24 protein-coding genes and 2 pseudogenes are annotated in these 25205 nt (G+C 68.0%); 10 read left to right on the top strand and 16 right to left on the bottom strand.

From position 1 onward, the window contains the following. Positions 1-28 precede the first annotated feature (28 nt). The 3 genes and pseudogenes from ACFYYN_RS39425 to ACFYYN_RS39415 all read right to left on the bottom strand — a co-directional run bounded on the left by ACFYYN_RS39425 (position 29) and on the right by ACFYYN_RS39415 (position 2330). Positions 29-399, bottom strand: a pseudogene (locus ACFYYN_RS39425) (VOC family protein). A 416-nt stretch (positions 400-815) separates the two neighbouring features. Continuing rightward, positions 816-1163, bottom strand: coding sequence for a hypothetical protein (locus tag ACFYYN_RS39420; RefSeq protein WP_500549612.1), 348 nt, complete (start codon positions 1161-1163; stop codon positions 816-818). 264 nt (positions 1164-1427) lie between these two features. After that, entirely contained in the window at positions 1428-2330 is a 903-nt protein-coding gene (locus ACFYYN_RS39415; RefSeq protein ID WP_500549611.1) for a LysR family transcriptional regulator, read from the bottom strand. Positions 2331-2994: 664 nt separating this feature from the next. Here ACFYYN_RS39415 and ACFYYN_RS39410 point away from each other — a divergent pair. The 6 genes from ACFYYN_RS39410 to ACFYYN_RS39385 all read left to right on the top strand — a co-directional run bounded on the left by ACFYYN_RS39410 (position 2995) and on the right by ACFYYN_RS39385 (position 8833). Beyond that, positions 2995-3453 carry a nuclear transport factor 2 family protein gene (locus ACFYYN_RS39410; RefSeq protein WP_500549610.1) on the top strand — a complete coding sequence of 153 codons (459 nt, stop codon included), beginning with the start codon at positions 2995-2997 and terminating at the stop codon, positions 3451-3453. A 308-nt stretch (positions 3454-3761) separates the two neighbouring features. Continuing rightward, positions 3762-5195, top strand: a complete 1434-nt coding sequence (locus tag ACFYYN_RS39405) for an aldehyde dehydrogenase (RefSeq protein ID WP_500549609.1) — start codon at positions 3762-3764, stop codon at positions 5193-5195. A gap of 191 nt (positions 5196-5386) precedes the next feature. Further along, positions 5387-6148 (top strand): GNAT family N-acetyltransferase, encoded by a 762-nt coding sequence (locus tag ACFYYN_RS39400; RefSeq protein ID WP_500549608.1) that lies wholly within the window; start codon positions 5387-5389, stop codon positions 6146-6148. A 232-nt stretch (positions 6149-6380) separates the two neighbouring features. Continuing rightward, positions 6381-7220, top strand: a complete 840-nt coding sequence (locus tag ACFYYN_RS39395) for an oxidoreductase (RefSeq protein WP_500328242.1) — start codon at positions 6381-6383, stop codon at positions 7218-7220. Positions 7221-7632: 412 nt separating this feature from the next. After that, complete coding sequence (locus ACFYYN_RS39390; protein WP_500549623.1) at positions 7633-8076, top strand: AMP-binding enzyme; 444 nt, start codon at positions 7633-7635, stop codon at positions 8074-8076. Positions 8077-8164: 88 nt separating this feature from the next. After that, the gene (locus ACFYYN_RS39385) at positions 8165-8833 is read left to right on the top strand and encodes a hemerythrin domain-containing protein (RefSeq protein ID WP_500549607.1); all 669 of its coding nucleotides are present in this window, start codon (positions 8165-8167) and stop codon (positions 8831-8833) included. Between the two features lie 162 nt (positions 8834-8995). Here ACFYYN_RS39385 and ACFYYN_RS39380 read toward each other — a convergent pair whose 3' ends face one another. From ACFYYN_RS39380 to ACFYYN_RS39365, 4 genes are all read right to left on the bottom strand, one after another. Beyond that, positions 8996-9538, bottom strand: coding sequence for a DUF302 domain-containing protein (locus tag ACFYYN_RS39380; protein ID WP_500549606.1), 543 nt, complete (start codon positions 9536-9538; stop codon positions 8996-8998). 97 nt (positions 9539-9635) lie between these two features. Further along, on the bottom strand, positions 9636-10139 hold the full coding sequence (locus ACFYYN_RS39375; protein WP_500549605.1) for a winged helix-turn-helix transcriptional regulator: 504 nt from the start codon (positions 10137-10139) through the stop codon (positions 9636-9638). Positions 10140-10471: 332 nt separating this feature from the next. Then, the gene (locus ACFYYN_RS39370; protein ID WP_500549604.1) at positions 10472-11878 is read right to left on the bottom strand and encodes an amidase; all 1407 of its coding nucleotides are present in this window, start codon (positions 11876-11878) and stop codon (positions 10472-10474) included. Positions 11879-11977: 99 nt separating this feature from the next. Continuing rightward, positions 11978-12340: a hypothetical protein gene (locus tag ACFYYN_RS39365; RefSeq protein ID WP_500549603.1), complete on the bottom strand. Its 363-nt coding sequence runs from the start codon at positions 12338-12340 to the stop codon at positions 11978-11980. A 26-nt stretch (positions 12341-12366) separates the two neighbouring features. Here ACFYYN_RS39365 and ACFYYN_RS39360 point away from each other — a divergent pair, with 26 nt between their 5' ends. Continuing rightward, entirely contained in the window at positions 12367-12972 is a 606-nt protein-coding gene (locus tag ACFYYN_RS39360; protein WP_500549602.1) for a TetR/AcrR family transcriptional regulator, read from the top strand. 375 nt (positions 12973-13347) lie between these two features. Further along, on the top strand, positions 13348-14118 hold the full coding sequence (locus ACFYYN_RS39355) for an SDR family oxidoreductase (RefSeq protein ID WP_500549601.1): 771 nt from the start codon (positions 13348-13350) through the stop codon (positions 14116-14118). A 408-nt stretch (positions 14119-14526) separates the two neighbouring features. Here ACFYYN_RS39355 and ACFYYN_RS39350 read toward each other — a convergent pair whose 3' ends face one another. The 9 genes and pseudogenes from ACFYYN_RS39350 to ACFYYN_RS39310 form a co-directional block, all read right to left on the bottom strand. Further along, positions 14527-15753 carry an acyl-CoA dehydrogenase family protein gene (locus ACFYYN_RS39350; protein ID WP_500549600.1) on the bottom strand — a complete coding sequence of 409 codons (1227 nt, stop codon included), beginning with the start codon at positions 15751-15753 and terminating at the stop codon, positions 14527-14529. Then, a complete protein-coding gene (locus ACFYYN_RS39345; protein ID WP_500549599.1) occupies positions 15750-16163 on the bottom strand; it encodes a hypothetical protein in 414 nt (137 codons plus the stop codon). Before ACFYYN_RS39345 ends, ACFYYN_RS39350 begins: the two co-directional genes overlap by 4 nt. Further along, positions 16160-16579, bottom strand: coding sequence for a hypothetical protein (locus ACFYYN_RS39340; RefSeq protein ID WP_500549598.1), 420 nt, complete (start codon positions 16577-16579; stop codon positions 16160-16162). The genes ACFYYN_RS39345 and ACFYYN_RS39340 overlap by 4 nt, the downstream gene beginning before the upstream one ends. After that, on the bottom strand, positions 16576-18177 hold the full coding sequence (locus ACFYYN_RS39335; RefSeq protein ID WP_500549597.1) for a hypothetical protein: 1602 nt from the start codon (positions 18175-18177) through the stop codon (positions 16576-16578). Before ACFYYN_RS39335 ends, ACFYYN_RS39340 begins: the two co-directional genes overlap by 4 nt. Continuing rightward, on the bottom strand, positions 18174-18854 hold the full coding sequence (locus tag ACFYYN_RS39330; RefSeq protein ID WP_500549596.1) for a nitroreductase: 681 nt from the start codon (positions 18852-18854) through the stop codon (positions 18174-18176). Before ACFYYN_RS39330 ends, ACFYYN_RS39335 begins: the two co-directional genes overlap by 4 nt. Further along, positions 18851-20347 carry an arsenate reductase/protein-tyrosine-phosphatase family protein gene (locus tag ACFYYN_RS39325; RefSeq protein ID WP_500549595.1) on the bottom strand — a complete coding sequence of 499 codons (1497 nt, stop codon included), beginning with the start codon at positions 20345-20347 and terminating at the stop codon, positions 18851-18853. The genes ACFYYN_RS39330 and ACFYYN_RS39325 overlap by 4 nt, the downstream gene beginning before the upstream one ends. A gap of 371 nt (positions 20348-20718) precedes the next feature. Next, a pseudogene (locus ACFYYN_RS39320) lies at positions 20719-21054 on the bottom strand (IS701 family transposase); the annotation flags it as partial. Then, positions 21038-21313: a hypothetical protein gene (locus ACFYYN_RS39315; protein WP_500549594.1), complete on the bottom strand. Its 276-nt coding sequence runs from the start codon at positions 21311-21313 to the stop codon at positions 21038-21040. The pseudogene ACFYYN_RS39320 and the gene ACFYYN_RS39315, both read right to left, overlap by 17 nt. Before the next feature lie 663 nt (positions 21314-21976). Further along, positions 21977-22303, bottom strand: coding sequence for a hypothetical protein (locus tag ACFYYN_RS39310; RefSeq protein WP_500549593.1), 327 nt, complete (start codon positions 22301-22303; stop codon positions 21977-21979). Positions 22304-22509: 206 nt separating this feature from the next. Here ACFYYN_RS39310 and ACFYYN_RS39305 point away from each other — a divergent pair, with 206 nt between their 5' ends. Both ACFYYN_RS39305 and ACFYYN_RS39300 read left to right on the top strand, forming a co-directional pair. Then, the gene (locus ACFYYN_RS39305) at positions 22510-23523 is read left to right on the top strand and encodes a helix-turn-helix domain-containing protein (protein ID WP_500549592.1); all 1014 of its coding nucleotides are present in this window, start codon (positions 22510-22512) and stop codon (positions 23521-23523) included. Positions 23524-24155: 632 nt separating this feature from the next. After that, positions 24156-25139 (top strand): helix-turn-helix domain-containing protein, encoded by a 984-nt coding sequence (locus ACFYYN_RS39300; RefSeq protein WP_500549591.1) that lies wholly within the window; start codon positions 24156-24158, stop codon positions 25137-25139. Positions 25140-25205 lie beyond the last annotated feature (66 nt).

Here is a 25205-nt window from a genome sequence, read left to right as displayed (position 1 = left end):
CCGGGTGGAGGGCCGGGCTGGGGCGAGCTCAGCGGCCGGGGAGCCGCTTGCTCACTTCCTGGAGCACCCAGCCGTTGCCGTCCGGGTCGCTGAAGGTCAGGTAGGAACCGTAGGAGGCGCGCTCGGGGTGCGGGCGGGTGATACGCCGCTGGCCCTCACCGTCGTGGACGCACCCGCCGCCCTGGTGGCCGTGGTGGAGGAGACCACCCTCGTCATGGAAGATCTCACTGACGGCCATACCGCGGCCCGTAAGCTCTGCGCGGGCCTCGTCGATGTCGGACACGATGAGATACAGGCCGTGCAATCGACGTCGAGACGGAAGCCGGCCTGCTCGTAGACGGCCTTGGCCCGGTCGATGCCGGAGACGGGGAGCACGATCATTTCGAGCTTCAAGTCCATGGGGGCGTCCTTCAGATGGTGATTCCTGAACGGCGAAAGGGCAGCACTCGCTGCGTCATGTGTTCATCGATGTGAGGGCGCCGGCACAGCGGCGCGTACAGCCCGGCTGCCACAACGGGCATGCGATCGGACAAGGGGGCCAGCCGATCACCGCCGGCTCCGACCCACACCGGAAAGGTACCCGGCCTTTAACTTTGACGCAAGCAACGCTTGCAAGCTTAACGATTGCCAAAGGTATTTCCTTGATCGAAACGTGCTTCACCGGACGGTAATCCCTCGGGTTTCCGCAGGTCGCGCCTTGATGCAACCGTGAGCACTGACCCCTGACGTCACATGGGCCCCTTGTGTGTGGCGCATCCGGCCGCCGGAGCCTTCGGTGTAGCCGTCGGGTGGGCGGGCTCTTTGCGCAGGTGATCTCAAAATCGTTCGGCTTGACCCCAGGCCGGCCCGGGCTGACCCGCGGTCTGGCTGCCTGGCTCTGCGGCCGGCCCGGAAGCCACCTGGTACTTCGAGACGGCGTTCACACCAGGGAGCACCTGGGGACGGTGTACGACGATCCGACAACGCCCGTCGTGGTCACGGGGATTGAAGAGGTGACCGCCATTCGCCCACCCTGCGGCCGTCTTGTCGACGCCGAGCGTCCCGCCGACGACCAGGACGCGCATCGAGTCGTGATCGGTCTGCGGACTACGCCTTCGCGGCGGGTCCGGGCGGTAGATCTTCTTGCGTGCCGCGAGTGCCTGGCCTGTGAGGAACGGGCTCATCGGTCGTACCTGCCGACCGGCGCGTACGGTCCGTGCCCGCCCCGTGTGGCCGCGGCAGCAGTCCGAGGGCGTGATTCGGCGGTTCTGGACCGGCGGACAGGGGCCTTGGGATCATCGTCACCCCGGGACAGGCCGCTGACAGCCCCGCTTCGTCCCCGTGCCGGAGAGCATCAGGGTCCGTCTGCATCGCCGGGTGCAGACACCTGGTGTACGAGAGCATCGCCGGACGTGGAACCCACGTCAGCGTCCGCCACTGCGCGCCGGTCAGCCGGACTCGGTGAGGTCGGTGGAAGCCGCCATCTCCGTGACCACGCGCAGTAGCCCGCTCAATGCGGGTGACGTGTTTCCGGGCGACCAGACCATCTCAGTGGGGGCGAACTCTCCGGTCAGCGGTACGAACACCACACCCGTGCGGCGAAGACTGCTTGCTGACCGGGGCAGGCGCGTCACCCCGACACCGGCCGCCACGAGGCCGAGCAGCCCTTGCACGCTCGCGTCCCGATGAACGACGTCGGGGGTGAAGCCGGCCGTACGGAAGGAGCTGTCGAATGCCTGGTGCCAGGGTTCCCACGAGCTGCGTGGTGTCAGCACCCAGCGTTCGTCCGCCAGTTCCCCCAAGGCCAGTTCTGTGCGCCCCGCGAGCGGATGGTCCTCGGGCAGGACCGCGCACACCGGCTCGACCACCAGCGTCCTCGTCTTCAGGCCGTCCACCAGCGGAGGCCGGGTGAATGCGACGTCGTAGCGTCCCTTGAGCAGGCCGTCGACCAGAGGTGCGATCGTGGTCTCCTCGGTCGACAGCGTCAGACTCGGCAGGTGTTGTCGTACGGCCCGGACCACCGGCGGGAGCAGGTGGTTCGTCGTGGTGGCGAGGAAGGCGAGGCGCAGGGTGCCGATCTCGCCGCGCGCTGCCCGTGCCACGACGTCGATGGCTTCGTCGGCCCGGTCCAGTACCGCGCGGGCTTCAGGGAGGAAGAGGGCTCCGACCGGGGTCAGGCTGGTGCCCCGGGTGCCGCGGTCGAAGAGCTTCACGCCCAGCATGCGCTCCAGCAGGCTTATCTGCTGGGAAAGGGACTGCTGGCTGATCATGAGGCGCTCGGCGGCACGCGTGTAGCTGGACTCCTCGGCGACGGCGACGAAGTACCTCAGCTGCCGAAGATCAGGTGTCACAGGAAGAGCTTACAACCGCGACAGGTAATCGGTGTTGGACGGCCACGAGGCCCTGAGACAACCATTGACCTCGGTGAATGCCGGATTTAAGGACACGGGAATGACACGCGGCACACAGGAAAGCGGCTGGTCGGTCACGGGCTGCTCGGTGGGAATCGGCCGGGAGATGCCCTGGCAACACCGGCCTCCGGCGACCGGGGGATGGTCACTGCACGCTGTCGGAAAGGCTTGCCGACTTTGCACACACCGGCGGTGATGGTGTCAGCACAGTGATGCCGAACGTAAGGGACCCGGCTCTCCACCCTGTCGCGGTCAGGCAACACGGTCCGTGTTCGGCAACCGGCATCGCAACCGGGGAGCCCTCCAGCTGCTCGACATTCCGGTCGTGACCGGGGCCGCCACGTCACTCTCCGATTGCCGGGCCTGCTCAGCCACCTCGCCGGTCCCTTGTGATCACGGCCACACCGCAGCTCCTTGGATCACGGCCGGTGCGCTTTGCGGCCCCTGGTGCCCGTGCGGCAACGGCAGCAACCGCGTATCGAGCGTGGAACGCCGGCCACCAGGTGCCCAGCCGCGCGAGCAGCGTCTGCAGCCCGCGTCGAACCGAGCCTCAGGAAGCGCCACACGCTTCTGCCTGTCAACCGCTACTCAAGAAAGTCGCACCATGATTCTTCGCACTCCTCAAGAACTCAGCGACCGGATCGCGATCCGCGAACTCGTCGACGCCTACTCCCACCACGCCGACCGACGCGAACCCGCACGGCAAGCTGCACTGTTCACGAAGAACGCCCATCTCGCGACCTACTCCGGCGACCCCGCGACGACTTCACCGGACGTGGAGCTGAACGGACGTACGGAACTCCAGAACGCCTTTGAAAGCCTGAAGAACCACACTGCGACGACCCACCTCAACGGCCAAAGCACGATCGCCGTGGACGGCGATCGTGCCACCGGCGAAACCTACTGCCTCGCACATCACCTCTCGGAGCAAGAGGGCGAACGCACACTCATGGTGATGGCAATCCGGTACTCCGACGTATTCGTCCGCGTCGAAGGCACCTGGCAATTCGACGATCGCGCACTGATCATCGACTGGGTCGACAGCCGGACCTCACACGCCTGACCCCGGGGCCTGGCCTGCGCAGCGTCCCTGAGACGACAACTCCCACCCGCTCATGGCAGTACCGCCGGCATACCCGGCAGTCAATCTGTGAGGCGCGACCGGGCGCTAATCCTCCACACAGCGGCACGAGCCGGTATCGACCCGCAAACCCTGCGTGGCCGGCCGTGGTCCCGCGCTTTCGGCCCGCGGCCCCGTGGAAATGCTCCTCCTTCAGGACGCCTGACCGTTTCAGGTGACAAGGCGGTTACCCGCCTCAAATCCATAGCCCCCCACCTGCTTTGAGCCTGAGGCTCAGAAAGTGTGCCAACGTGATCATCTATGACAAACTCTTCATTGGCGGCGAGTGGGTGAAGCCCAGCTCGGCCGAGCTGCTCGACATCCGGTCACCGCACGACCAGTCCTTGGTCGGACGTGCCGTGCAGGCCACCTCGGCCGATGTCGACAAGGCAGTGGCCGCCGCCCGGAACGCCTTCGACCACGGGCCGTGGCCGCTGACCACCCCCCAGGAGCGGCAGGATCTGGTCGCCCGCTTCAACGAGCTTCACGCGGCGCGAGCTGCCGAAGCCGCCAGACTGATCAGCGCGGAGCGGGGCGCCCCTATCTGGTTCACCAGCTACCTCCAGACCGCGCTCGCAGGCCAGACAGACGCCTACCTGCGTGCCGCGGCGGCCTTCGGCTGGGAGGAAGCCCTCGACCCGTCCGGTGCGGGCAAGGGCTTGGTACGCCGGGAGCCCATTGGGGTGGTCGCCGCCGTGATCCCGTGGAACGCTCCCCATCAGTCGGCACTGACCAAGCTCGTCCCAGCCCTGCTGGCCGGCAACACGGTCATCCTCAAAGCCTCACCGGAGAACTCCCTGAGCGTGTTCATGCTCGCAGAGATCATCGCAGAGGCGGGATTTCCCGAGGGCGTGGTCAGCATCATGCCCGCGGACCGCGAGACCAGCGAGTATCTGGTCGCCCACCCTGACGTCGACAAGATTTCCTTCACCGGATCGACGGCTGCCGGACGGCGGATCGCAGCCATCGCGGGCGAACAGCTCAAGCGGGTCAGCTTGGAGCTGGGCGGTAAGTCGGCCACGATCATCCTTGAGGACGCGGACCTCTCCGCCGTCACGGACGGCATCAAGTTCGCCTCGTTCGCCAACAATGCGGAAAACTGCCAGGCGCACACCCGAGTCCTCGCTCCGAGAAGCCGTTACGAGGAAGTCGTCGCGGCGCTCAAGGTGACAGTGGAAAATCTCGTGGTGGGAGATCCCGCTGATGCAGCCACCTTCGTTGGCCCAATGGTAAGGGCGGACCAGCAGCGGCGGGTCCGGTCGTACATCGAGCTGGGTATCGCGGAGGGTGCCCGCCTGGTCACCGGTGGAGCGGATGTGCCGGAAGGACTGGAGGGCGGCAACTACGTCAAGCCCACCCTGTTCGCCGACGTCGATAACCACATGCGGATCGCTCAGGAGGAGATCTTCGGTCCCGTTCTCGTGGTGATCCCTTACGAGGACGAGGAGGACGCGATCAGGATCGCCAACGACTCGCCCTACGGCCTCGGCGGCGGTGTTTGGACGGCTGACACCGGCCACGGTGTTGACATCGCCCGCCGAATCCGTACCGGATTCTTCATGGTGAACGCCGCGCCGGTGAGCTTTGAAGGTCCTTTCGGCGGGTACAAGGCCAGCGGCATCGGGCGAGAATTTGGCTCGGCGGGCCTCAGTGAATACGTTGAACACAAAACGATCAATATCTGACTGCGCCCCGTCGGTGGTCGTCGTGAGAAGTCGGAGGTCCGGGCGACTCGGTCGAATCCTTCCGGCGGACTTCCAGCGAAATGAAACTCGACGCGCCCTGTTTCGGTGACCTCGACCAGGAATATTTGGAGACCGTTGAGGTGTGGTGCATGGCGGTCGGAAGAGATGGCTGAGACTGTAGGGGTGCGGGAATGAAGAGGATGTATTCAGACCAGGTTGTTGAGGGATTCTTCGAGGTGGTCGAGAGGCTCGTCGGGGTGATTCCCGGGGCGTACATGCGCCAAGGGGCCAGTGGGACGAGGCTGTTGGTCAGTGCCATGCCGATTCCGACACTGAACGGACTGAGCTTCGAAGCTGAACCGGACTTCGTGGAAGCCGCGGAACTTGCCGGAGAGCTGGCGGGTGGGCAGCTGCCCTGGTCGGTACAGGTGCGAGGCGAGCCGTCTGCGGAGGTAGCCGCCTTCGCGGCGAGGTACGGACTGGCAAACACCATCCGGCTGCCCCTGCTTGCTCTCGAAGAGGACATCACCCTGCCAGCGCCGCGACTGCCTGAAGGGGCCGTGGTCCGCACGCTCTCCGGGCCGGACCCGCGCGGCTACGCCGACGCACTTGTGCAGGGCTTTGGAATGCCTGCCGAAGTCGCAGCCGTCATGGCAGCCCCCGCGATGCTCGACGGTCCCGGCATGGCTGGCTACGTTGTTGAGCGGGACGGTGCGACCGTAGCCACCGGCTTCAACGTTCTGATGGGAGACCGGGTCGGCCTGTTCAACGGCTCGGTCCCTCCTCAGCACCGCGGAAACGGCTACTACCGCGCCCTCGTGCTGACGCGCCTGCACGATGCCCGCCAAGCCGGCGCCAAGCTTGCGTTCACACAGAACTCGCCCATGTCCCGGCCCATTTATGAGTCACTGGGATTTCGTCACGTAGAGACCTGGACCTACCTGACCACCTGAGCCCTCCCCGTAGCCAGCTTGGCCCGCGTCGGTCACGTCCGTTGGAGCGGTGCACAGCAGCTCGCTGCCCGCGTGTGGCTTGACTCCTCGGCGACGGCTACGAAGTTCTCAACTGTCGGAGATCAGGGGTCACAGGTAGAGCCTATGGCTGCCACAGGTAGCCGATGTTGGACGGCGCTGGGTGCCGAGACAACGATTGACCTCCGTAAACACCCCTTTGAAAGGCATGCGAATGACGAACGACACGCAGGGCCGCGTCTGGCTGATCACGGGCTGCTCGACCGGGTTCGGCCGAGAGATCGCACTGGCAGCGCTGGCCGCCGGTGACCGGGTCATGGTCACCGCGCGCCGCCCGGAAGCGCTCGCCGACCTCGTGCAGGCCGGCGGTGACCGGGTCAGCGCGGCGGCACTCGACGTGACGGATCCGGCATCCATCCAGGCCGCGGTGAAGGCGACGCAGGGCGTGTTCGGCCGCATCGACGTCCTGGTGAACAACGCCGGGTTCACCATGCTCGGCTCCGTCGAGGAAACCTCGATGGAGCAGTTGCGATCGCTGATGGAGGTCAACTTCTTCGGTACGGCGGAGGTCACCAAGGCGGTGGTCCCCATGATGCGCGAGCAGGGCAGCGGGACGATCGTGCAGATGAGCTCCCAGGGCGGCCGGATGACCTACCCGGGGCTGGGCGGCTACGACGCGTCGAAACACGCGGTTGAGGCCCTCAGCGAGTCGCTGTCGAGTGAGCTGGCGCCTCTGGGCATTCGGGTACTGATCGTGGAGCCCGGCATGTTCCGCACCAAGATCACCAAGAACATGGTCCTGGCTCCCGAGAACCCGGCCTACGCCGCGACTTCGGGTGGCCTCCGCCAGATGGTCGCGGGAGTGCAGGGCAATGAACCGGGTGACCCTGCGAAGGCCGCGGCGGCCATTCTCGATGTGCTCGACGCCGAGAACCCGCCCCTCCGTCTCGTACTCGGCAGTGACGCGGTCGACGCCATGCGTGAGCACCACGAGGCCCTGCTGTCCGACATGGTCACCTGGGACGCGTTGAGCCGCTCGACAGACATCTCGTGACCAGGAGCGGGCACTGACCGCAGCGGGCCGTATCCTCCATCACGCGGAACAGCTCGCGGGATGCAGCCCGCTGCTCTGGCGGAGATGATCGCGCAGGGCCGGCCCGCGCCGGCTGGGGCGGCCCCCGGCATGGGGACGGCCCTGCCGAGCGAGCTCGGCGCCCGGCCACGGGATGTGAGCAGTCGGCGGGCTTTCGTGTAGGCGGTTCGGCCCGCCCTCCGTCCGCTCATGAGGAACTTCGAAAAGCGTCGTGGGATGCGACTGATCCACGCGTGGGCATGACGGCTTTCTGGCAGTTCCACCGGCCGGACTCGTCATGGGTAGGAATGGGCCTACCGCATGACGCCGGGCTGTTTCCCGGCGTTGACGCAGGCCAGGTTGCTTGGCACCGAGGGTGAAGTACTGGCCCACGATGGCAAGGCGCCGCTCGTGGATCGCGGGCTCCTGCTTTGGCGGCGCAGGCGCCGACAACCCGCCCTCGAGGCCAAGTTCAGCTGGTGAGTGGATCTCCTCCGTCGAACTGGAGCAGGACCTCGTGGTGCACTCCGCGGTCGCGCAAGCAGCCGTCATCGGGGTCGCCGACGACCGGTGGAGGGAAAGGCCACTGGCCGTCGTGGTGGGGAAGACCGGCGTGCCCGCCGCCTACTCCAACTTCTGCCCATTTTTTGCCACTCGCGTGGCCGGGTGGCAGGTGCCTGAGCGGTGGACGAGCGTAGAGACGATCGTTCGCAGCGAGCCTGCCCCCCACATCCCAGAAGCGTGCAGGCCTCGCGCGCACTCGCGCCCCGTCATCTGGCTCAGAGGGGGGCTGAACTCCATCGCAGTTCCGTCCAGGCCGAGCGCTGCAATCCCCTGAAATCCCGAATGCGGCTGCGGTCGACCTGGGCGCCTCCCTTGGCCGGTATGCAGGCCGATCAGACGCTGCTGACACCCGAAGGAAAACAATGACCAACGCCCACGGCCGCGCCGACATCCGCGACATGCTTGTCGTCCATGAAGCCTTCCGCAGGGCCTACGGCAAGATGCCCAGCCTCGTCCTGGCCGTCTCCCCTGGCGACACGGCCAGGGCCGCCGTTGTGGCAGACCATATCGAGTTGATCAAGGAGTTCTTGCACCTGCATCACAAGGGCGAGGACGAGCTGCTGTGGCCGAAGCTCGTAGCGCGGGCGACGCAGGATGTGGCCCCGACGCTGGCGCTCATGGAAGAGCAGCACACTCAGATCGACGGCCTGATCGCCACATGCTCCTCCAGCCTTGTGCGGTGGAGAAGGAATGCCGCCGCATCCGACCGCGACCAGCTCGCTGCGGCGCTGCGGGCGCTCGGTGAGGAACTGACAGCGCACTTGGCCGTCGAGGAGGCGGAGGTGCTGCCCATCGTCGACCGGTACATCACCGCGGCCGAGTGGCACGAGCTAGGAGACCATGCCATCAACGGCCTTCCCAAGAGGAAGCTGCCCATCGTGTTCGGCATGCTGGCTTCTCTTGCCGAACCGGCGGTCGTCACGCTGATGCTGGCCAGCGCTCCCCTCGTGCCGCGCATCATCATGCCCGTGCTGGGGCCGCGAGCCTTCGCGTCGCACGCCAGGAAGATCTATGGGGCCGGCGGTTTCTAGAACCGCAGGCAGGCATGGCACAGAGAGTGACCACAGTAGCGAGGCTGCTGCGGCCAGTCTCCTTGTCAGATGGCCTTCGTTGGACAGCCTCGCCTCCCGCGGGCAGCCGGGGTCGGCCACCGGCGTGGCGGTCGGGATGCCCAGGGGGTTTTTGCCGTCGGGTCAGGTGAGTTCGTCGGGTATGGGGAGGCCGAGGTGGGCGAGGAGTGCGCCGACTTTGCGGTCCAGCTCGCGTCCCACTTCGGTGATCTCGGGCCGGCCGAGCGCGCTCACCGTGTCGCTGGGGCGGTCGATGGCGAACATCGCCTCGCCTGTGGGGGATTCGTGAATCGTCGTGCGCAGGGGTGCGTACATCAGGGCCCCGGCGTCGTGCCGGTACATGCGCTCGGCGATGGTGTGATTGCCCATCAGGTACTCGGTGCAGCAGGCTTGGTCGCCGGCCACGCCGAACAGCGGCTGGGCGTCGAACTTCCAGTAGATCATGAACCCCAGTGGCGCGCTCTCGTCGGCGAGCTTGCGTACGGCGCTCCACGAAGCCCGTTCGGTGACGAGCTCGAAGGTGCGCCGGTAGTCCAGTGGCGGGACGGCCTGTTCGAAGCGGGCCCGGAACTGTTTGTAGTTCGTTCCGGCCGGGATCTCCAGCCGGGTGACGGAGCGGGGGAGTGCGCGGATCGCCGGGTGCGTCGTCGTGGTGTGGTGGGCCATGACCGGCTCCCTTCTGGCTTGTCTTGTAGGAGCCAGTCTAGGACGCAGGACGGACTCTCTCAACAAAAGCCAGCATGTCGGGCATTGCAGGGGTGGTTCACCCGGTCCCGGCGGCGCCCAGGACCTGGGCGAGGTCGCTTTGCCAGGGTCTGACCCAGGCGGTCTCGGAGCGCGGTACCGCCTTGCGGCAGCGCGGGCAGCGGCGGCCGGGTTCGAACGACTGCCCGCACGTGCTGTGCACGAGACGCATCGGCTGCGTCGGTGCCGCGGGCTCGCTGTGGCTGTTTCCCCACACCATCATGGCGTGCAGGACGGGGAGCAGGTCCTCACCCGCGCGCGTCAGCCGGTACTCCTCGCGGGTGCGGCCGCCGCCCTCGGGCCGGTAAGGGGCGCGCGCGAGCAGCCCCGACTCGACGAGCTGCCGCAGACGGTTGGACAGGACGTTGTCGGCGATGTCGAGTTCGGCCTTGAACTCGTCGAAGCGTGTCATCCCGATGGTGGCGTTGCGCATGATCAGCAACGTCCACCGGTCGCCCAGGATGTCGGCGGCCCGTCCGATCGGGCACGGTCCGTCGGCGGTTCCGCGGCGGGGTCCGGGCATGGCGCACCTCCAGACTTGCTTAACGCAAGCCTACGGCTTTGGCCGCCGGGCGCGAGGCCGTCGTGGTGCCCGGGATGTGACCGTGGAGCCGGCGGAGGTAGCCGATGCGGCCTCGGTGGCCGGGCAGGTTTCCCGTCGCCTGCGACAAGGCGGGCCCCCGGCGGGCGGCCCGGTCACCGGGCCCGCCCGCACAGGCCGCCATGTCGGCTCGGGTGCCACCGCAGGCCTGCGCGTATGCCCGTCCGGCAAGGGGGGCGGGTCACCGGTGCGCGGCTGTTTCATGCTCCAGCCGGCGCGGTGGCACTTCTTGCGGTGGGGGCCCTTCGCGGTTGTCAGAGGGCGGGGTGCTGGTCGCGGACCGGGCTGAGTGTTTCCAGGAGCGAGGCGATGTGCAGGATCGTCGACTCCGCGTGCCAGGTGGCCGCCAGCTGGACTCCGATCGGCATGCCGTCGTTGCTGGTGCCGAACCGCATGGACAGGGCCGGCAGTCCCGTCAGGTTGAACGGGACGGTCGTCGAGGACACGTGGAAGGGGCCGACGGTGTGGCCGTCGAGGGTGAACTGCCCGAGCTGGTGCTGGTGTGCGGGGATCGTGGTCACCGGGAGCAGCAGGAGGTCGTAGTGGTGGAAGTACTCCGCGAATCCGTCCCGGAGCCGTTCGATGCCCTGTTCTGCCCGGACGTAGTCCTGCACGGACGTGTCGGGCATGGCGGCCAGGGTCTTGGAGTAGGTGAACATCTGGTCTTCGTGGCCTGCGGTGACCTGGCGGAAGGCGGGCTTGACCTCCATGACGTGCTGCAGGTTGAACAGTTCGAGGGGGTTGTCCCGCTCAAGGGCCGGGATGGTGACGGCGTCGACTCGTACTCCGGCTGTCTGCAGGGCGTCGGCGGCCGCCCGCACCGTTGCCGCGACTTCTGCGTCGGTCGGGCCGAGTCCGGAGTCGACCAGCCAGCCCACGCGCACGGGCCGGTCCGGCCGGGCGCCCAGGCCGGCGTCGAACTCGCGGGGGGCGGTGGCAAAGCCGTCGGCGCCGTCGGGGCCGGCCAGCAGCCCGTACGCGAGCGCGAGGTCGCGGATGCTGCGGGCCATGGGGCCGACGTGCCAGTCACGGCGCGGCTCGCGCGGCCAGATCCCCGTCATCGGGATACGCCCGTGCGTGGGCTTGAAGGACACGACACCGGTGTCGGCCGCCGGCCCGCGCACCGAGATGGACAGGTCGGTGGCGAGTCCCAGCGGTGACATCCCCGCCGCGATCGCCGCGGACTCCCCGCCGCTGGAACCGCCGGACGAGCGGTTGAGGTCCCAGGGGTTGTTCGTCCTGCCCGTCAGGAGGTTGTCGGACTCCACCCAGTACGAGAACTCCGGGAGATTGGTCTTGGCCAACAGGATCGCCCCGGCCTGCTTCATGCGCGCCACCGCGGTGGCATCGGTGTCCGGGATGCGCCCGGCGAAGATCGGCGAACCGCGCTGGGTGAGTACTCCGGCGGTGTCGAAGGAGTCCTTGGAGGTGAAGGGCACACCGTGCAGCGGCCCCACGTCCCCGCCCGCCGCGAGCTCCTCGTCCGCCGCCCTCGCGGCTTTCAGCGCACCGTCGGCGAGCGTGACGATGGCGTTGAGCCGCGGATTGACCGCTTCGATACGGTCGAGGTGGGCCTGGACCACCTCGGCGGAAGACACCTTTCCGGTGCGGATCAGCTCGGCGAGTTCGCTCGCGTCGAAGTACATGAGATCGGTGGTCATGATGAATCCCTGTCCTGGACCGGTCTGCTCCACCTGTTGAGACCGGTCCGTTCTGTGGTGTGCCGCCCGGGCCCGGTGAGCCGCAGGCAGCAGGGCTCGTCAGGCGTGCAGGACCTGGCGGGTGACCGTCATGGCGCGGCGGGGCCGGCCGGGGCTGCCATGGATCTTCGCGATCATGCCCGCCCCGGTCCGGGGGCCTGCGGCAGGCAGCGTGAAGGCCGTCATGACGAACACGGCGATCCAGCCCTCGCGGTGAGGGCCGAACCGGACATGGTCCTCGGGCCAGGCTTCCTGCACGTGACTGGTGCCTCGTGCGCCGTCCGCGAGACCGCCTGGAGGCAGGCGGGCAGGCCGGCCAGGGGGCAGTGAAACTTCAGCGAAAGGCACGAGAGGCTCCTCCTCGATCGAGGTGGCTGCGCTCTTGGGCTTACCGCCCCGTACAGATACTATGTAGGTCAGCATACATGTCATGTGGAGAGGGTGCGGGAGTGGGAAGGCGAACGGACGCCAAGCAGAAGATGGTGCAGGCCGCCAAGCAGCTGATCCGGCAGCGCGGCTACAACGCGACGGCCTTCTCCGACGTGCTCGAGCTCAGCGGCACCTCCCGCGGCTCGGTCTACTTCCACTTCCCCGGAGGCAAGACGCAGCTGGCGATCGAAGCGGCCGAAGCCCACGCCTTCGAGCAGGTCGAGATCATCGACCGGGCGGCCGGGCAGGCCACCTCCGCAGGCCAGTTGATCGAGCTCTACGTCGGACTGGGCCGCGACGGCATGATCGCCGGCGACTACGGGCGAGGCTGCGCCGTCGCCCCGCTGATCATCGAGGGCGCCACGCAGGACTCGGCCGAGATCGCCGAAACCGGCCGCCGTGCCTTCTCGCAGATGACCGACCGGCTGGCCTTCCACTTCGTCGCTTTCGGCGTCGAGCGCGCCCCCGCGAGAGTGCTCGCCGACGCCGTGATCGCGGGCATCCAGGGAGCGATGATCACCTCCCGCGCCCTGCGCAGCCTCACCCCGTACGAGGCGGTACGCACCGTCCTGGTAAGCCACGCCGCGAGCGTGTCCCCCAAGAGCACCGACCGCATCCGCACCTGAAGCCTGCCGGCGCCGGCCCGGCCCGCCACCCCGCGGGCCGGGCCGACTGCTTAAGTGCCGCCACGGGTCGTTCCCGCACCCAGGCGTGTCCGGCCGCCACGCCCTTTGCGCCGCGGTGACCGCGCACGCCCTGAAACCCCCGGGGATCCGGCCCCCGCGCGCGAGCGCACACCGCGCTTTTCGCGGCCGCGGAGGCCGACCCGGCGATCCGGCGATCCGGAGGGACGCGTCCTTGACGCCCACAAACTATGTATGTTGACCTACATAGCATCTGGTGTCGCGTGAACGGCAGCCACAGCCGATCGGCGGTGCCTTCCGTCGCGTGCTGCCCACCCACGGGCCGCCCGGCCAGGGAAAAAGGAGGGGTTCTACTTCATGGCCCGCGTACTCATCACCGGCGCGTCCCGGGGCATCGGCAAGGGCACCGCGATAGCGCTGCACGAACAAGGCCACGAGGTCATCGCCACAGCCCGCGACGTGTCCATGCTCGAAGACCTGCCGGCGGCACAGAAGTTGCCACTCGACGTCACCGACCAGGCCTCGGTCGACCGGGCGCTCGCCGAGGCCGGCCACGTCGATGTCCTGCTCAGCAACGCCGGAGCAACCGTGCGGGCACCGCTGGAGACGATCCCGCTGGCCGCGCTGGGCGACCTGTTCGAGCTCAACACCTTCGGAGCCCTGCGCGTCACGCAGGGCGTCCTGCCCCAGATGCGCCGGCGCGGGAGCGGGCAGCTGATCTTCATGTCCAGCATCCAGGGCCGCCTGGTGATCCCGCTGATCGGTGCCTACAGCGCGACCAAGCACGCCCTGGAGGCCTTCGCCGAGGTCCTCGCCATCGAAGCCGGTCACTTCGGTGTGTCCGTGCACGTCGTGCAGCCACCCGCGGTGACCTCCGGGGGCGCCGAGCGCGCCCAGGTCCACCTCGACGACAGCAACCCCTACCGCCCCCTGCTGGACAGACTCGGGCCGTTCCGCGCGGCACCCGTCTCCGTCCAAGAGGTCGCCGACGTCGTGACGGCGACGATCGCGCAGGGCGCCAAGGCCCCCTTCCGCATCCCCGTCGGCGAAAGCGCGAAGACCATCCTCAGCGCACGCAAGGCCGCACCTGAACACGCACCCTTCCTCGCCGCACACCTGGACTGGTAGCCGTACCCGGCACAGCACAGGCAGCGACGGCGCCCCACTTGCGTCAGCAGCACCTTCATCATCGGCAGTCCCGCAAAGGACCGGCCTCACACCAGACGAAACTAGAACACCAGAGGTTAAAACACCCTTTGAGAAGGTGTTGATGTCGCCGGTCAGCTGCCGATTGACGGCGCCCCCTGCCGCGACGGCCGGCACGATGACCGCTGCCGTGGCGGCCAGGAACAGCTTCTTGCCGGGTACGTCCCGTACGCGGCCGACCTCCAACGACCCTCGCCTGGGGCACGTCCACGGCGAGTTGTGGCCGTCACCGTCGACGGCCGGCCCTGATCGCGACGACGTGGCGGCCCACCCGGGCGGATTGGGTGTGCCGCCGTCGTGCGGTGGTGTGACCCGAAGCCGGTGCGGACGTCAGAGTCTGTGGAAGAACGGGTCGTACGGCTCACCGAGTACTGCCCGGCCGATGGTGGCCAGCACGTGGTCGTCGTTGTCGTGGAGCTTGTACAAGGTCAGATCGCGCAGGATCCGCTCCACCGGGCTTGGGCGGATCAGGCTGCGGGCGCCGCACGCGCGGATGACGTGGTGCACCGTTTCTTCCGCCAGATGCCCGATCACATGCCAGGCCCTGCTGCCGGCGATCCGGGCCTCGTCGAGGTTGCCTTCGTCCCACAGAGCTGCGACCTGGCGCAACCAGAGGCGAGCGGTCTCGACATTGACCGCCATGCTGCCCACCCGCTGCTGCACATAGGGATCGCCGCTCTTGCCCTGCCGTTTCACATACGCGAGCCCGTACTCGTATGCGGCCAGGGCGCCGCCGAGGAAGCTGGCCGCGTACTGCGGGACGAAGGCGGTCTGCCACTGCCCGTCGAAGTAGCCGCCGGGGCCGCCGATGAGATGCTCGCGCGGTATGACGGTGTCGTGGAAGCGCACCACGTGGCTGGCCGTCGCGCGCATACCGACGGGATCCCACCATGACGTGTCCACGGTCACGGTCGGGTCCGACAGGTCGCAGGCGAGCAGCAGGAGCCTGCCGTGGACCTCCCGGCTTTGGCGTGCTCCGCCGGGGCCGGCCGGATCGACGAGGAGGATCGCCCACTGCGCGCCGGTCGCGCCGGTGGCGAACGCCTTGCTGCCGCGGAGGGTCCAGCCGCCCTGGACGGGGGTCAGCGTGGTGCCGAAGCGAGCGCTCTCGCCCGGCTTGGGGGTCTGGGGTTCGCCGCTCCAGGCGGCCCATTTCTCCCCGTGTTCCACCACGCCGGTGAACCAGCGCCGCTTCTGCTCCGAGGTGGCGAGGGCGTCGATGAGGACAAGTGAGTTGGCGTGCCCTTCCCAGCAGCGGGCCAGCGACAGATCGGCCTTGGCCAGCGTGGTGGTCATCTCCCACAGGGGGAGGGTATTGCGTTGCGCGGGGCCGTAGCCCAGTCCGCCGTACCCCCGGGGCACAGCGGCGCCCAGGAGACCGTCGGAGAACAGATCGTCGAAGTCCTCGGTGGGAAAGGCGGTCGTGCGGTCGTACTCATCGGCACGGGGGGCGAATCTGTCTTCGGCGAGCTTCGCCACGGCACCGAGAACTGCCTGGTCGTCGCCGACCGCCAGTTTGCGGGCCGGACGGGTGGCGTGGCCCAGGTCGTCGGTCATATGGGGGTGGCCTCTTCGAAGCGGAAGAAGTGGGCGCGGTACATCGTGTTGGGTATCCGGGTTCCGGCGGGATGGACGGTATGGACATCGATGGTCAGCAGGCCGCGGTTGAGGTAGCCGACGAGGACCACCTGCCGGGAGTCCAGCGAGCCTTCGGCGAGAAAGGCCACGGCCTCGGTGGCGTCGATGTCGTCGGCCAGCGGGACGGCGGGCAAGATGGCTCTGGTGACTGGCGTCGTGGTCGATGCGAGCGCGCCTTGTGGGGGCTCCGGGCCGCCACGCTCGGTGATCCGCAGCGTGAGCCCGCTGTGGTCGACCGCGGCATCGACCACGTGGATACCGGTGGCGGTGGTGTCGCAGTTGACCCAGCCGCCTGCCAGCGTTCCCGGATCGACCGCATGTGCCGTCATGGCCGTGCCTCTGCCCTGTGGAAGAACGAGCGGGCCCAGTGATCGGTACCCTCGCTGGCGTCGCTGAAGACGGTGCATGTGGTGGTCACCAGGATGCCCGTCTTGTGGTAAGCGCCTACAACGGTGCGCTGCGAGCCGAAGTCGTAGACCGCCGAGAACGACGAGGCGACCGACGGTGTGTCCGGCATGGTGTAGAGGACCGCCGACGCCTCACCCCAGTCGCGTGGTTGCGGGCTACCGTTGCCGAAGGCCCTGACGAACATGCCCCCCTCGTGCCAGGTCACGCTCAGCCGGTGGGCGCCCTTCAAACTGCGCTGGTCGGTGTTGACCCAGTCGCCCAGGAGCGCCGAGACGTCCGGCATGCCGGGCGGCCGCGGTGTGGCCGTTCCGGCAGAGGACGCGGAACGGGTCGTCATGGTGCCTCCCTGCTCGTAGGGTGCGTCGGGGCGAGTCCCGCTGATTCGGTGAGGTCGTGGGCATCGGGCGGCTCGGCCTGGCCGAAGCAGACGGTGTGCAGAGGCAGTGCCTCGGGCAGCGGATGGCCTGTCAGCAGCTTGAACTGCTCCTGTACTTCGATGAACAGGACCTCCCAGCCGTCGATGCCGATCAGTCCTCGGGCGCGGGTGGCGCCCATGAGCGCGGTCGGCGGATTGCGGTAGGCCATCTCCAGCACCGCCGCGTCCCAGTCGACGGTGGAGACCGGGAACGGCTCCTGTTCCACCAGGGGCGTGGCATGAGCGAGCACGGTGTACCCCGCCGGGGAGAACCGGGACAGCGGCACATAGGGAAGCCCGAGACGCGAGGAGGCTGCCCGGCCTAGCGCAAGTCCTCGGTTGACCAGGGTCACCTGAGCTCCGGCCTGGCACAGGGCCAACGCGACGGCCCGCCCGGCGCCGCCGCAACCGATGACGGCGGCCCTGCGGCCGCTCGGATCGACTCCGGCCCGGGCGAGGGTGTGCAGGGCAGCGGAGGTGTCGGTGGTGGCCGCGCGCCAGCGCCCGGCGTCGAGGCACAGCAGGTTTGCCGCCCCGCACCCTCGTGCCTCCGGGTCGGCGATGTCGGCCGCTTCGAGCGCGCTCTCCTTGTGGGGGGCGGTCACGGTCAGCCCGCGCAGCGGCGGTCCGCCCAGCGCCCCGAAATTCATGGCCTGGTGCAGGAATCGGGAGAACACATCCACCTGGAAAGGCAGGTAGAGCGCGGGCAGCCTCAACTCCCGCAACGCCGCGTTGTGCAGCCGGGGCGACAACGACCGCCCGGGGGCACGCCCGGCAATGCCGAACAGGCCGCTGAGCGGGGGCAGCGCGGGCAGGCCGTAGTCGGTGAGGAGTTGGCTCACGCTGGGCATTCCGTCCGCCCCGGCGATACCAGCCCGGCCGAAGACTACGGGTGCCCCCAGCCATGGCGCCAGCACCCGGGTCCAGGTGCCGGCCGGACCGGACGCGAACGCCGTCACATCGGTACGTCCGAGCCCGGTGAGCAGCAGCGGCGCTGCCCATCCGCCCTGTGTGCCCGACTGCGGCACGAGGAGGTACTGGGCCGCTGGTACGGCGGTCATCGCGGCGAACCGCTCGAGCAGTGCCGCCGAGGCATGGAGCAGACCGGACCGGAGGCCAGGGTCGGCCCGTTGCTCCGGGTGTGGGGGCGCGTGCCAGGAGATACGCCGCTGCTGGGCCGCGATGTCCGCCAGCAACTCCGGCGCCACGTCGTCCATGGCCTCCAGATCCACCAGGTCGTAGTGGTCCGCTGCGCGCAGCAGCCGGGTGCGCCGCTCGACCGGGCCGGCGGTGGAGCGGCCGCCGTGTCGCGGCGAGCGCAAACTGTAGGTCAGCGGTCCGGGAAAATGCCGGCGCAGCCGGTGCGGATCGGGATCGCCGATGAGGTCGGCGCGGACCTCCAGCACGTCGGCCACTCCTGCGAGGGCACGCAGGCGAGCCGCGGTGAGGTCTTCCGGTTCGGCGATCACCGCCACCAGACGGGCCCGACGCCCGACGTCGGCACCATATCCGCTCGTCAATCGCGCCACTGGACGTACTCCTCCAGACCGGCCCGCCGCGGAACGAACCGATTGACCGGGGCCGCCTCGTCCGCGTACCCGACTGCCAGAGTGCACACGACGAGCCGGTCGGTGTCGATTCCCAGCTTTAGGCGCAGCACATCCCCGTAGCCGGCGACGCTGAACTGCGGGCAGCTGCCGAGGCCCCCTGCCACCAGTCCGAGCATGACGTTCTGCAGGAAGAAGCCCATCTCCAGGAAGGTGCCCGGCACCGCGTTCCCGGGCAGATGGCAGACCAGGGCGGTCGGTGCCCCGTAGAAGCGCAGGTTGTCACGGAGGTGGGCCCGAGCGGCGGCGTGGTCCGGGGCTGCGTGGCCCTTGGCGAGCAGTACTCCCGACGCGGCGTGCCCGGCGCGGCGCTCGACGGCGTCGTCAAGCGACGGCGGCCGGTTGGCGTAGTCCGGTCTGGGCGGATCACCGCGGTCGAAGCTCTCGCACAGGGCAGCCACCAGCGCCTGCAGGGTGCTGCCGGTCACCACCGTCACCTGCCACATCTGGGTGTTGCGGCTCGAGGGTGCGTGGCCGGCGGCCAGGAGTACCTCCGCCAGGACCTCGCATGGCACCACCCGGTCCAGAAAGGCTCTCGTGCAGTGGCGGGAGGTGATCAGGGACAGACCGTCGCGGAGCTTGGGCGTCATCCGTAATCACCCTCGTCCGAGCGCGGGGCCGCAGCGCCCTCCGGGCCGCCGAGGAGCTCGCGAAGACGGACGTGCACGGACCGCTGGATGTGCCGGGCGCACCTGCGGTGCACGTCCAACGGCTGCCCCTCCGGATTGGGGATGTCATGGAGCGGGTCCAGACACAAGGCGCGGCCCTCGGCCTCGGGCGCCATGGCGATCACCCTGTCGCGGTGGGCTCGGGTCATGCAGTAGATGACGGAGCTGACCCGGCAGACTTCCGGGGTGACCGGGCGTGAGCGGTGGCGGCGCGGATTCCCCCGGCCCGGCACCCGCTGCAGACCGAGTTCAGCGAGCGCGGACCGGGCGTCCTCAGTCATCGGGCTCGCAGGCTGCGTCGTCGCGACACCCGCGCTGGAGAACCGGAAGAGGTGGGGGACTCCCGCCTCCGCGGCCTGGGCCCACGCGATGATCTCGGCCATGGGCGAACGTGAGGTGTTCCCGCCGCAGACGAACAGCACGCGGCATGTCGTGCCGGTGCAGCGTGTCCGCCACCAGAGGACGGCTGATGGATAGGACAGGGCCCCCGCCGCGCCGACACCGAATGCGAGCGCGATCAGCTGAGAGGTCCCCGGAGTTTGGAGTCCGGCCACCCACGCGAGCGAGAATGAGGCGACCAGGCCGGACATCAGGCTGGCGAACGCCCATGCCGGCACACCCCAGGTGTACTCCCGCCGGTCGAGATAGATCAGCGTAGCGAAGACGAACAGCACCTCATATGCCACTCCTATCCCCGCTGCCGCCAAGGCGGCAGGGGTGCCGAGGAATGTGGTGAAACCCGCGCGCAGTTGCGGTTGCCCGACCAGCGCCCCTGCCCCCAGCAGCAGAGCCAGGCATACGGGTGCCGCGACATGCTCCTCCGCGAAGTAGCGGCGGTCTGTTGCCACAACCCCGTTCTTGGCCACCCGGATCATGATCTCGAACCGGCCGAGGTAGCCGACGAGGTAGGTGAGGACGCTCAGCGCGGCAGCAAGCGGGAGGAGATAGCTGTGCACATCGCCGAGAGCCACCGAAACCGCTATCAGGCTGAGGAACAGCGCTACCCAGGAGGGTGTCGTCACCCGCCGCTTGCGGGTCATGTCGACCAATGGGGAGAGGACCAGGACTCCTCCCCGCATCAGCAACAGCATGAAGAGGATCGAGACACCGGAAAAGGTGTAGTTCATCGTGGTGGAGCCGATGATGAGCGACGTAAAGAAGCCGGCCGCCAGCGTCTCCCGGCCCGGTACCGGGATCCGCGCGTTGCCGATCCCGCTCCGCCGCATGTGCCGCCACCGACCAGTGAGGCCGAAGAAGACGGTCATCGCCGCGAGCTGTCCGAGGACGGCTGCGGGCAGCAGCTCGAAACCGTTGACCGGTTGAGTCGACAGCGGAGTCACGCCGCTGGCCAGTGCCTTCACCAGCATGGCGTAGGGAATGTACGAGACGAAGTAGCCGAAGGTAAGCCAGCCCATGTGCATAACCCGTCGCTGATCGAACGTCGAGGTCTCAACACGGTGAGTCCGGGATCGACACGCCTGACCGACACCTGGCCGGAGCACATGCCGGGTAGCTTTCTGGACGGTTGACCTCCGCGCACAAGGCGGTCGCGAATACTGCCCCTTTGTCGAGGGGTATATTGTGGACAGCCGCGAATCCCCGGGACCGCTTCAGGAAAACGAGCCGCTCCTCCTCGGGAGTGCACGAATTTCCGCGACCCAACAGGACCTACCAGCCCAGCCAGTCCCGTACGCCTTTCAAAAGGCTACCTCCGGCAGGCATGTACTGCCAGCGCACGCGGCGCCCGCACCCGGCCCAGGGTGATGTGCCTGTGCCAGGCGGTTCAGTGCCTGACCTGGTGTTGGTCCAGTCCCGTCTGTCCTTTGGCGGCCTGGAAGCTCTCCTCGATGCTCCAGCGGATGCCGGCGACACGGATCAGCTCGGACAATGCCACCGCGTCTGGTGACCAGCACAGGTAGAAGGCCAGTTCACGGGTGCTGGGGTTGCGGCGGACGAGCAGGTAGCGATGGTCGTCGTCGCCGATGTGGACCCAGGCCCAGTCGTAGTAGCGCGGGCCTTTCGCGCCTGCTCCTGCGCTTTGCCGGTGCCAGGCGAAAGCGGGCAGTCGGTCGGCTACGACCTGTGCCTGGACCGGGCTGCGGCCGTCATTGATGCGCACCCGCCGCCGGGGCGACCATGGCCTGAGCGATGGCCACCACAACCTCGCGCCGCTGCTCGGCGGTCAGACCGGCATCGGCCACGAGCCTTTCTGCAGCGAGGAACCCGGAGAACTCCAACGGCTGGTCGAAGTACGACCTTAGATGTGTAGCCGCAGCCTCCTGGGACCGGACGAACGTCTTGCTGACGTAGCCGGCCAAGGCTGCGGAGACCGCGCCGAGGCCACCGACGAGGATGCTTCCCGCAGTAGTGCTCGCCTTCAACGCGACGATGACAAAACCGACGAGTAGAGCAAACCCTAGCCCCATTGAGATCTGGGCATTCCGGAAAGATTCTTCGCCTGCCCCAGTGCGACCTGGTGGTAGAGATCGAGCCGCGCGTGCGTGAGCTTCCACTGCTCTGCCAGGGTCAAGCGGTGGCTCTCGGCCTGGCTTGCATACGGGTTGCCGTAGTGCCCAATGGGGGTGTTGTTCGATGAAGGCGTGGTGACGGGGGGTCCGTCGTTACCCACGACGATGGTATGCGCGTGGAGGCGAACAGCATTCTCCAGGTCGCGCTCCGCTTCCCGGACGCGAACGCGACTAGCCTAAATTGCAGACTTATTGGCAAATAGGGCGCTAACCGGTATCGCGAATAGCGCAATTGATATCGCGAGCAGCGCGGTGGCGATCAACTGCACTTCCGGTGAGCCATATTGGACTACGGCCCAAACGCCGACCGCAGAGGGCAAGACCGAGCCGAACGCTTGCCAGGGCCTGATACGAGGCCGCGCCGTACTCGTGCCCCTGGTAATCGGCGCCTGGGGCTCATCGCTGCTCGGCATGAGCAACAGCATGGTGACCGCCCCGGGTGTCGTCCACCCGTTCCGTGGCACACGGCAATGCGGCCCCCGCCGTGCACAGGTGGCGTCCGCCGCTCGACGCCGGTCAGCCGGCGGTCGGTGTCTGTTCCACGTCGACGACCTTCACCGACCTGTTACCGGAGACCTTGCCGTTTGTGATCTCCTCATCTGGCGGGACCGTGTTGCCGGTGTGGACCATGCCGACGCCGAGCTTGTTGGCCGTCTCGCCCGTCCCTCCGAGGTTGTCGCCGTCCTTGTCCAGCCACAGCACGCAGCAGGGCAGCCGCACGGCGCGCTCGATGGCGTCGGGCAGTACGGACTTGCCGTCTGGGGCGATGAGAGTGTGCTCGGGGAGCGCGGCCCCGCATCGCCTCGTGCGCGGCTCGGGTCTCCCGGCGCCGGACTCCGGCACAACTGGCCGGCCGCGGTATCCGGGTTTTCCCGCAGTTTCCCGATCGCATGTCTGGGGGTGTCCCGCAGTCTCGCCCGGGAGGCGGTCGGTGACCGCGGCTGGGCTTTACGTTGGCTGGGTAAGGGCTTCCCGGCGTCGTGCGATGTGTGGACGCGTTGCGCAGGTCCCGGGAACGCAATGGCTCCCTGGCAATTTGCGAGGGCATCGTGATCCAAGCATTCCGCACTGACATCAAACCGCCCGATGAGCGGACCGAGTACTGGGCGGACGCCGTGGGCCAGGCGTTCATTCATATGGAGGTCCGTGGCCTGGGAGAGGCCATGATCCATGGCGCCATTCGACGGGCCTGTGTGGCGGGCGTCCAAGCCGGCGTCATCGAGACAAGCCCGCAACGGCTGGCCCGGACCGCGCCGCTCATCGCCGCGGACGGCGACGAGTCGCTGGTGGTGAGCCTGCAACGAACCGGTGCCGGCGTCGCGCGTCAGGACGGCCAGGAGACCCCGGTCGCCGCCGGCGAGTTCGTCATCCTCGACACCCGCAGGCCCTACGCCGTCGAGTTCACCGGCCCGGTACGACGGCACCTCGTCACAGTCCCGCGCGAGATGCTGGATCTCCCCGACTCGGCACTGCGCCTGGCCACCGGCCGGACCTACTCAACCGGCCAAGGCATCAGTGGAATCCTCGCGTCGTACGTGAACGGACTCGTCACGATGACGGATCACTGCACCTACGCGCCGACTCCGAAGGACTACCTCAGACGGGGGATCGTCGACGTGCTGACGGCCCTGGTCGCCCTGCAGGGCAACATCAAGGATGAAGCGGCCACGCCTGCGGCGGAGGTGGACCTGTTGCGACGCCTGCGCGGCTACATTCGCGCCCACCTGCAAGACCCCGCACTCTGCCCGGCCTCACTCGCGGCCGCACACCACATCTCCGTTCGCTACCTGTACCAACTCTTCCAGGACGAGCCCATGACCGTCGGCCGTTGGATCCAGCGCCTCAGACTCGAGGCATGCCGAACGGACCTCGTATCCCCGGAACTCGCGGGGCAGACCGTGGCGGCCGTCGCACACCGCTGGGGCTTCGCCAGCCACGCGCACTTCAGCCGCACCTTCCGTTCGGTCTACGGCGTGTCTCCCATGGAGTGGCGGCAGACCGGCGTCCTGCAGACTGATCCTTTGCAGGCCTTCGATCTCCCCTCTCACCAACACGGCGGGTGATCGCTGCTGCCGTACCGATCCGCGCCACGCGATGCGGGCGCATGCGTGGATCAGGCAGGCTCGTCTTACGGCCTTCGCCTTGGATGGCTCGGCGCAGCCCGGGGTCGGCTTGCGCGAACCGGTCGACGACATGCGCGCTGGACTTGGTGGCGAAGGAGGCGGCCCGGTGCCGCCTGAGCGGGTTAATCGCTCGCTCGACGGTGTTGCGCTTCCTGTACCGGTCGTCGTCGAAGCCGGGTGGCCGTCCACCCAGCCCTTGCTCAGGCGGGCGGCCACGCTCTTCTCGGGGATGGTGTGCGGGATACGGCGACGACGCAAACACGCGCGGATGGGTCCGTTGCTGCAAGCCTTGTCCGCTGCGAGGCTGTCGGATTTCTTGCGGATCCCGGTCGGCCCTTACCGGGGAAGCAGGGGGCGGGCGGCAGCAGCCGTCGGCGCTCAGGTGGAGCTTGCTGATGAACCCGCCCCGGGAGCGGCCCGGGCCCTCAGCGGCGGTCCGCCGGTGTACCGCAAGGCCAAGCAGAAATAAAGATGCACAATGCAATAAAACCTGCGAAATGGGCCACTGGCCGCAGTACCGGAAAATGTGCCCGCTACGCAGGGCTCCGCGACCTGTTCAGGAGGAAGTCCGCATGGCAGTTCGACTCGACGCCGCGTCGTTGGCTCCTGGTCATCGTGCGGACGCGATCCGTGAATTCTCGTGGTCCATCAACGGCCGCGTAGAGGTGGACCTTCCGCCGAATCCGCATCGCCAGCGGGCCTATGCGACCACCAACGCGCTGGGGCCGGTGAAAGTCTCGGAGATCGGCTGGAACGTGGCCCGCCTCCTGTGCACCGCTGCCCCGGTGGACGAGGACATGGTGCCGCACGTTCTCGTCCATCTCCAGGAGGCAGGAGTCTCCGATGTCCGCCAAGGGGGTAGGCACGCACTGAGAAGGGCTGGGGATCTCACGGTGCTCGACAATGCCAAGCCCTATGAGGTCCTTTTCCACGGCTCAACAGATTCGGTTCTCGTGCGTGTGCCCACGCATGTCCTGGGGCTGCGGCCGTCCTTGCTCGACCAGATCACCGCCGTGCCACTCAGTTCGGAGCGCCCGGTCGTGTGTACCACAGCAGCATTCTTCACCCGGCTGGCCCGCCATCAGGCCGCAGCCGGCGAAGCTGAGGCCGCCCTGTTCACGGAGCCCAGTGTCGACCTGATCAGGGCTGTGGTCACCGTGGCCCTGGACCGGGACGATCTGGCCAGAGCGCCTTTGAACAGCACACTCCTTGTGCGCGTTCAGGAATACGTCCGCCTGCATCTGGCAGACCCCGACCTGACCGCCGAACGTATCGCCGCCGAGCACGACGTTTCCGTACGCTGGCTCTACGTGACCCTGTCCCGAGCGGGTATCACCCTCAGCGAATGGATCAGGACGCAGCGCCTCGAGGAGTGCAAGAAAGAACTGGCCTCGCCAGTGCATCAGTTCATGACGATCGAGGCCATCGCCCACCGGTGGGGGTTCGCCAGCGCGGCCCACTTCAGTCGCGTTTTCAAGACCACGTACGGTGTGAGCCCCCGCGAGCTGCGGTTGCACCACACGGCGGGGAGGGCCGACTCTCACCAGCCTGACTGACGCCGGGCCCCGTGCCGGGCTTCCGTGACCCAGGGGGTTCCAACGCTCGGGACCGGGGGGCGACGA

It is taken from the genome of Streptomyces sp. NPDC001902, assembly GCF_042891295.1.
Lineage (GTDB): Bacteria > Actinomycetota > Actinomycetes > Streptomycetales > Streptomycetaceae > Actinacidiphila.
The sequence above is the reverse complement of the archived record's forward strand: the minus strand, read 5'-3'. Positions and strand labels throughout refer to the sequence as shown.

Excerpts from the sequence above, each read along its gene's own strand:
- ACFYYN_RS39355 (WP_500549601.1), top strand. The coding sequence starts at position 13,348 with ATGGCCCGCGTACTCATCACCGGCGCGTCCCGGGGCATCGGCAAGGGC.
- ACFYYN_RS39420 (WP_500549612.1), bottom strand. The coding sequence starts at position 1,163 with ATGAGCCCGTTCCTCACAGGCCAGGCACTCGCGGCACGCAAGAAGATC.
- ACFYYN_RS39385 (WP_500549607.1), top strand. The coding sequence starts at position 8,165 with ATGACCAACGCCCACGGCCGCGCCGACATCCGCGACATGCTTGTCGTC.
- ACFYYN_RS39380 (WP_500549606.1), bottom strand. The coding sequence starts at position 9,538 with ATGGCCCACCACACCACGACGACGCACCCGGCGATCCGCGCACTCCCC.
- ACFYYN_RS39395 (WP_500328242.1), top strand. The coding sequence starts at position 6,381 with ATGACGAACGACACGCAGGGCCGCGTCTGGCTGATCACGGGCTGCTCG.
- ACFYYN_RS39410 (WP_500549610.1), top strand. The coding sequence starts at position 2,995 with ATGATTCTTCGCACTCCTCAAGAACTCAGCGACCGGATCGCGATCCGC.
- ACFYYN_RS39400 (WP_500549608.1), top strand. The coding sequence starts at position 5,387 with ATGAAGAGGATGTATTCAGACCAGGTTGTTGAGGGATTCTTCGAGGTG.
- ACFYYN_RS39345 (WP_500549599.1), bottom strand. The coding sequence starts at position 16,163 with ATGACGGCACATGCGGTCGATCCGGGAACGCTGGCAGGCGGCTGGGTC.
- ACFYYN_RS39390 (WP_500549623.1), top strand. The coding sequence starts at position 7,633 with ATGGCAAGGCGCCGCTCGTGGATCGCGGGCTCCTGCTTTGGCGGCGCA.
- ACFYYN_RS39300 (WP_500549591.1), top strand. The coding sequence starts at position 24,156 with ATGGCAGTTCGACTCGACGCCGCGTCGTTGGCTCCTGGTCATCGTGCG.
- ACFYYN_RS39330 (WP_500549596.1), bottom strand. The coding sequence starts at position 18,854 with ATGACGCCCAAGCTCCGCGACGGTCTGTCCCTGATCACCTCCCGCCAC.
- ACFYYN_RS39340 (WP_500549598.1), bottom strand. The coding sequence starts at position 16,579 with ATGACGACCCGTTCCGCGTCCTCTGCCGGAACGGCCACACCGCGGCCG.
- ACFYYN_RS39375 (WP_500549605.1), bottom strand. The coding sequence starts at position 10,139 with ATGCCCGGACCCCGCCGCGGAACCGCCGACGGACCGTGCCCGATCGGA.
- ACFYYN_RS39325 (WP_500549595.1), bottom strand. The coding sequence starts at position 20,347 with ATGGGCTGGCTTACCTTCGGCTACTTCGTCTCGTACATTCCCTACGCC.
- ACFYYN_RS39365 (WP_500549603.1), bottom strand. The coding sequence starts at position 12,340 with ATGCTGACCTACATAGTATCTGTACGGGGCGGTAAGCCCAAGAGCGCA.
- ACFYYN_RS39350 (WP_500549600.1), bottom strand. The coding sequence starts at position 15,753 with ATGACCGACGACCTGGGCCACGCCACCCGTCCGGCCCGCAAACTGGCG.
- ACFYYN_RS39370 (WP_500549604.1), bottom strand. The coding sequence starts at position 11,878 with ATGACCACCGATCTCATGTACTTCGACGCGAGCGAACTCGCCGAGCTG.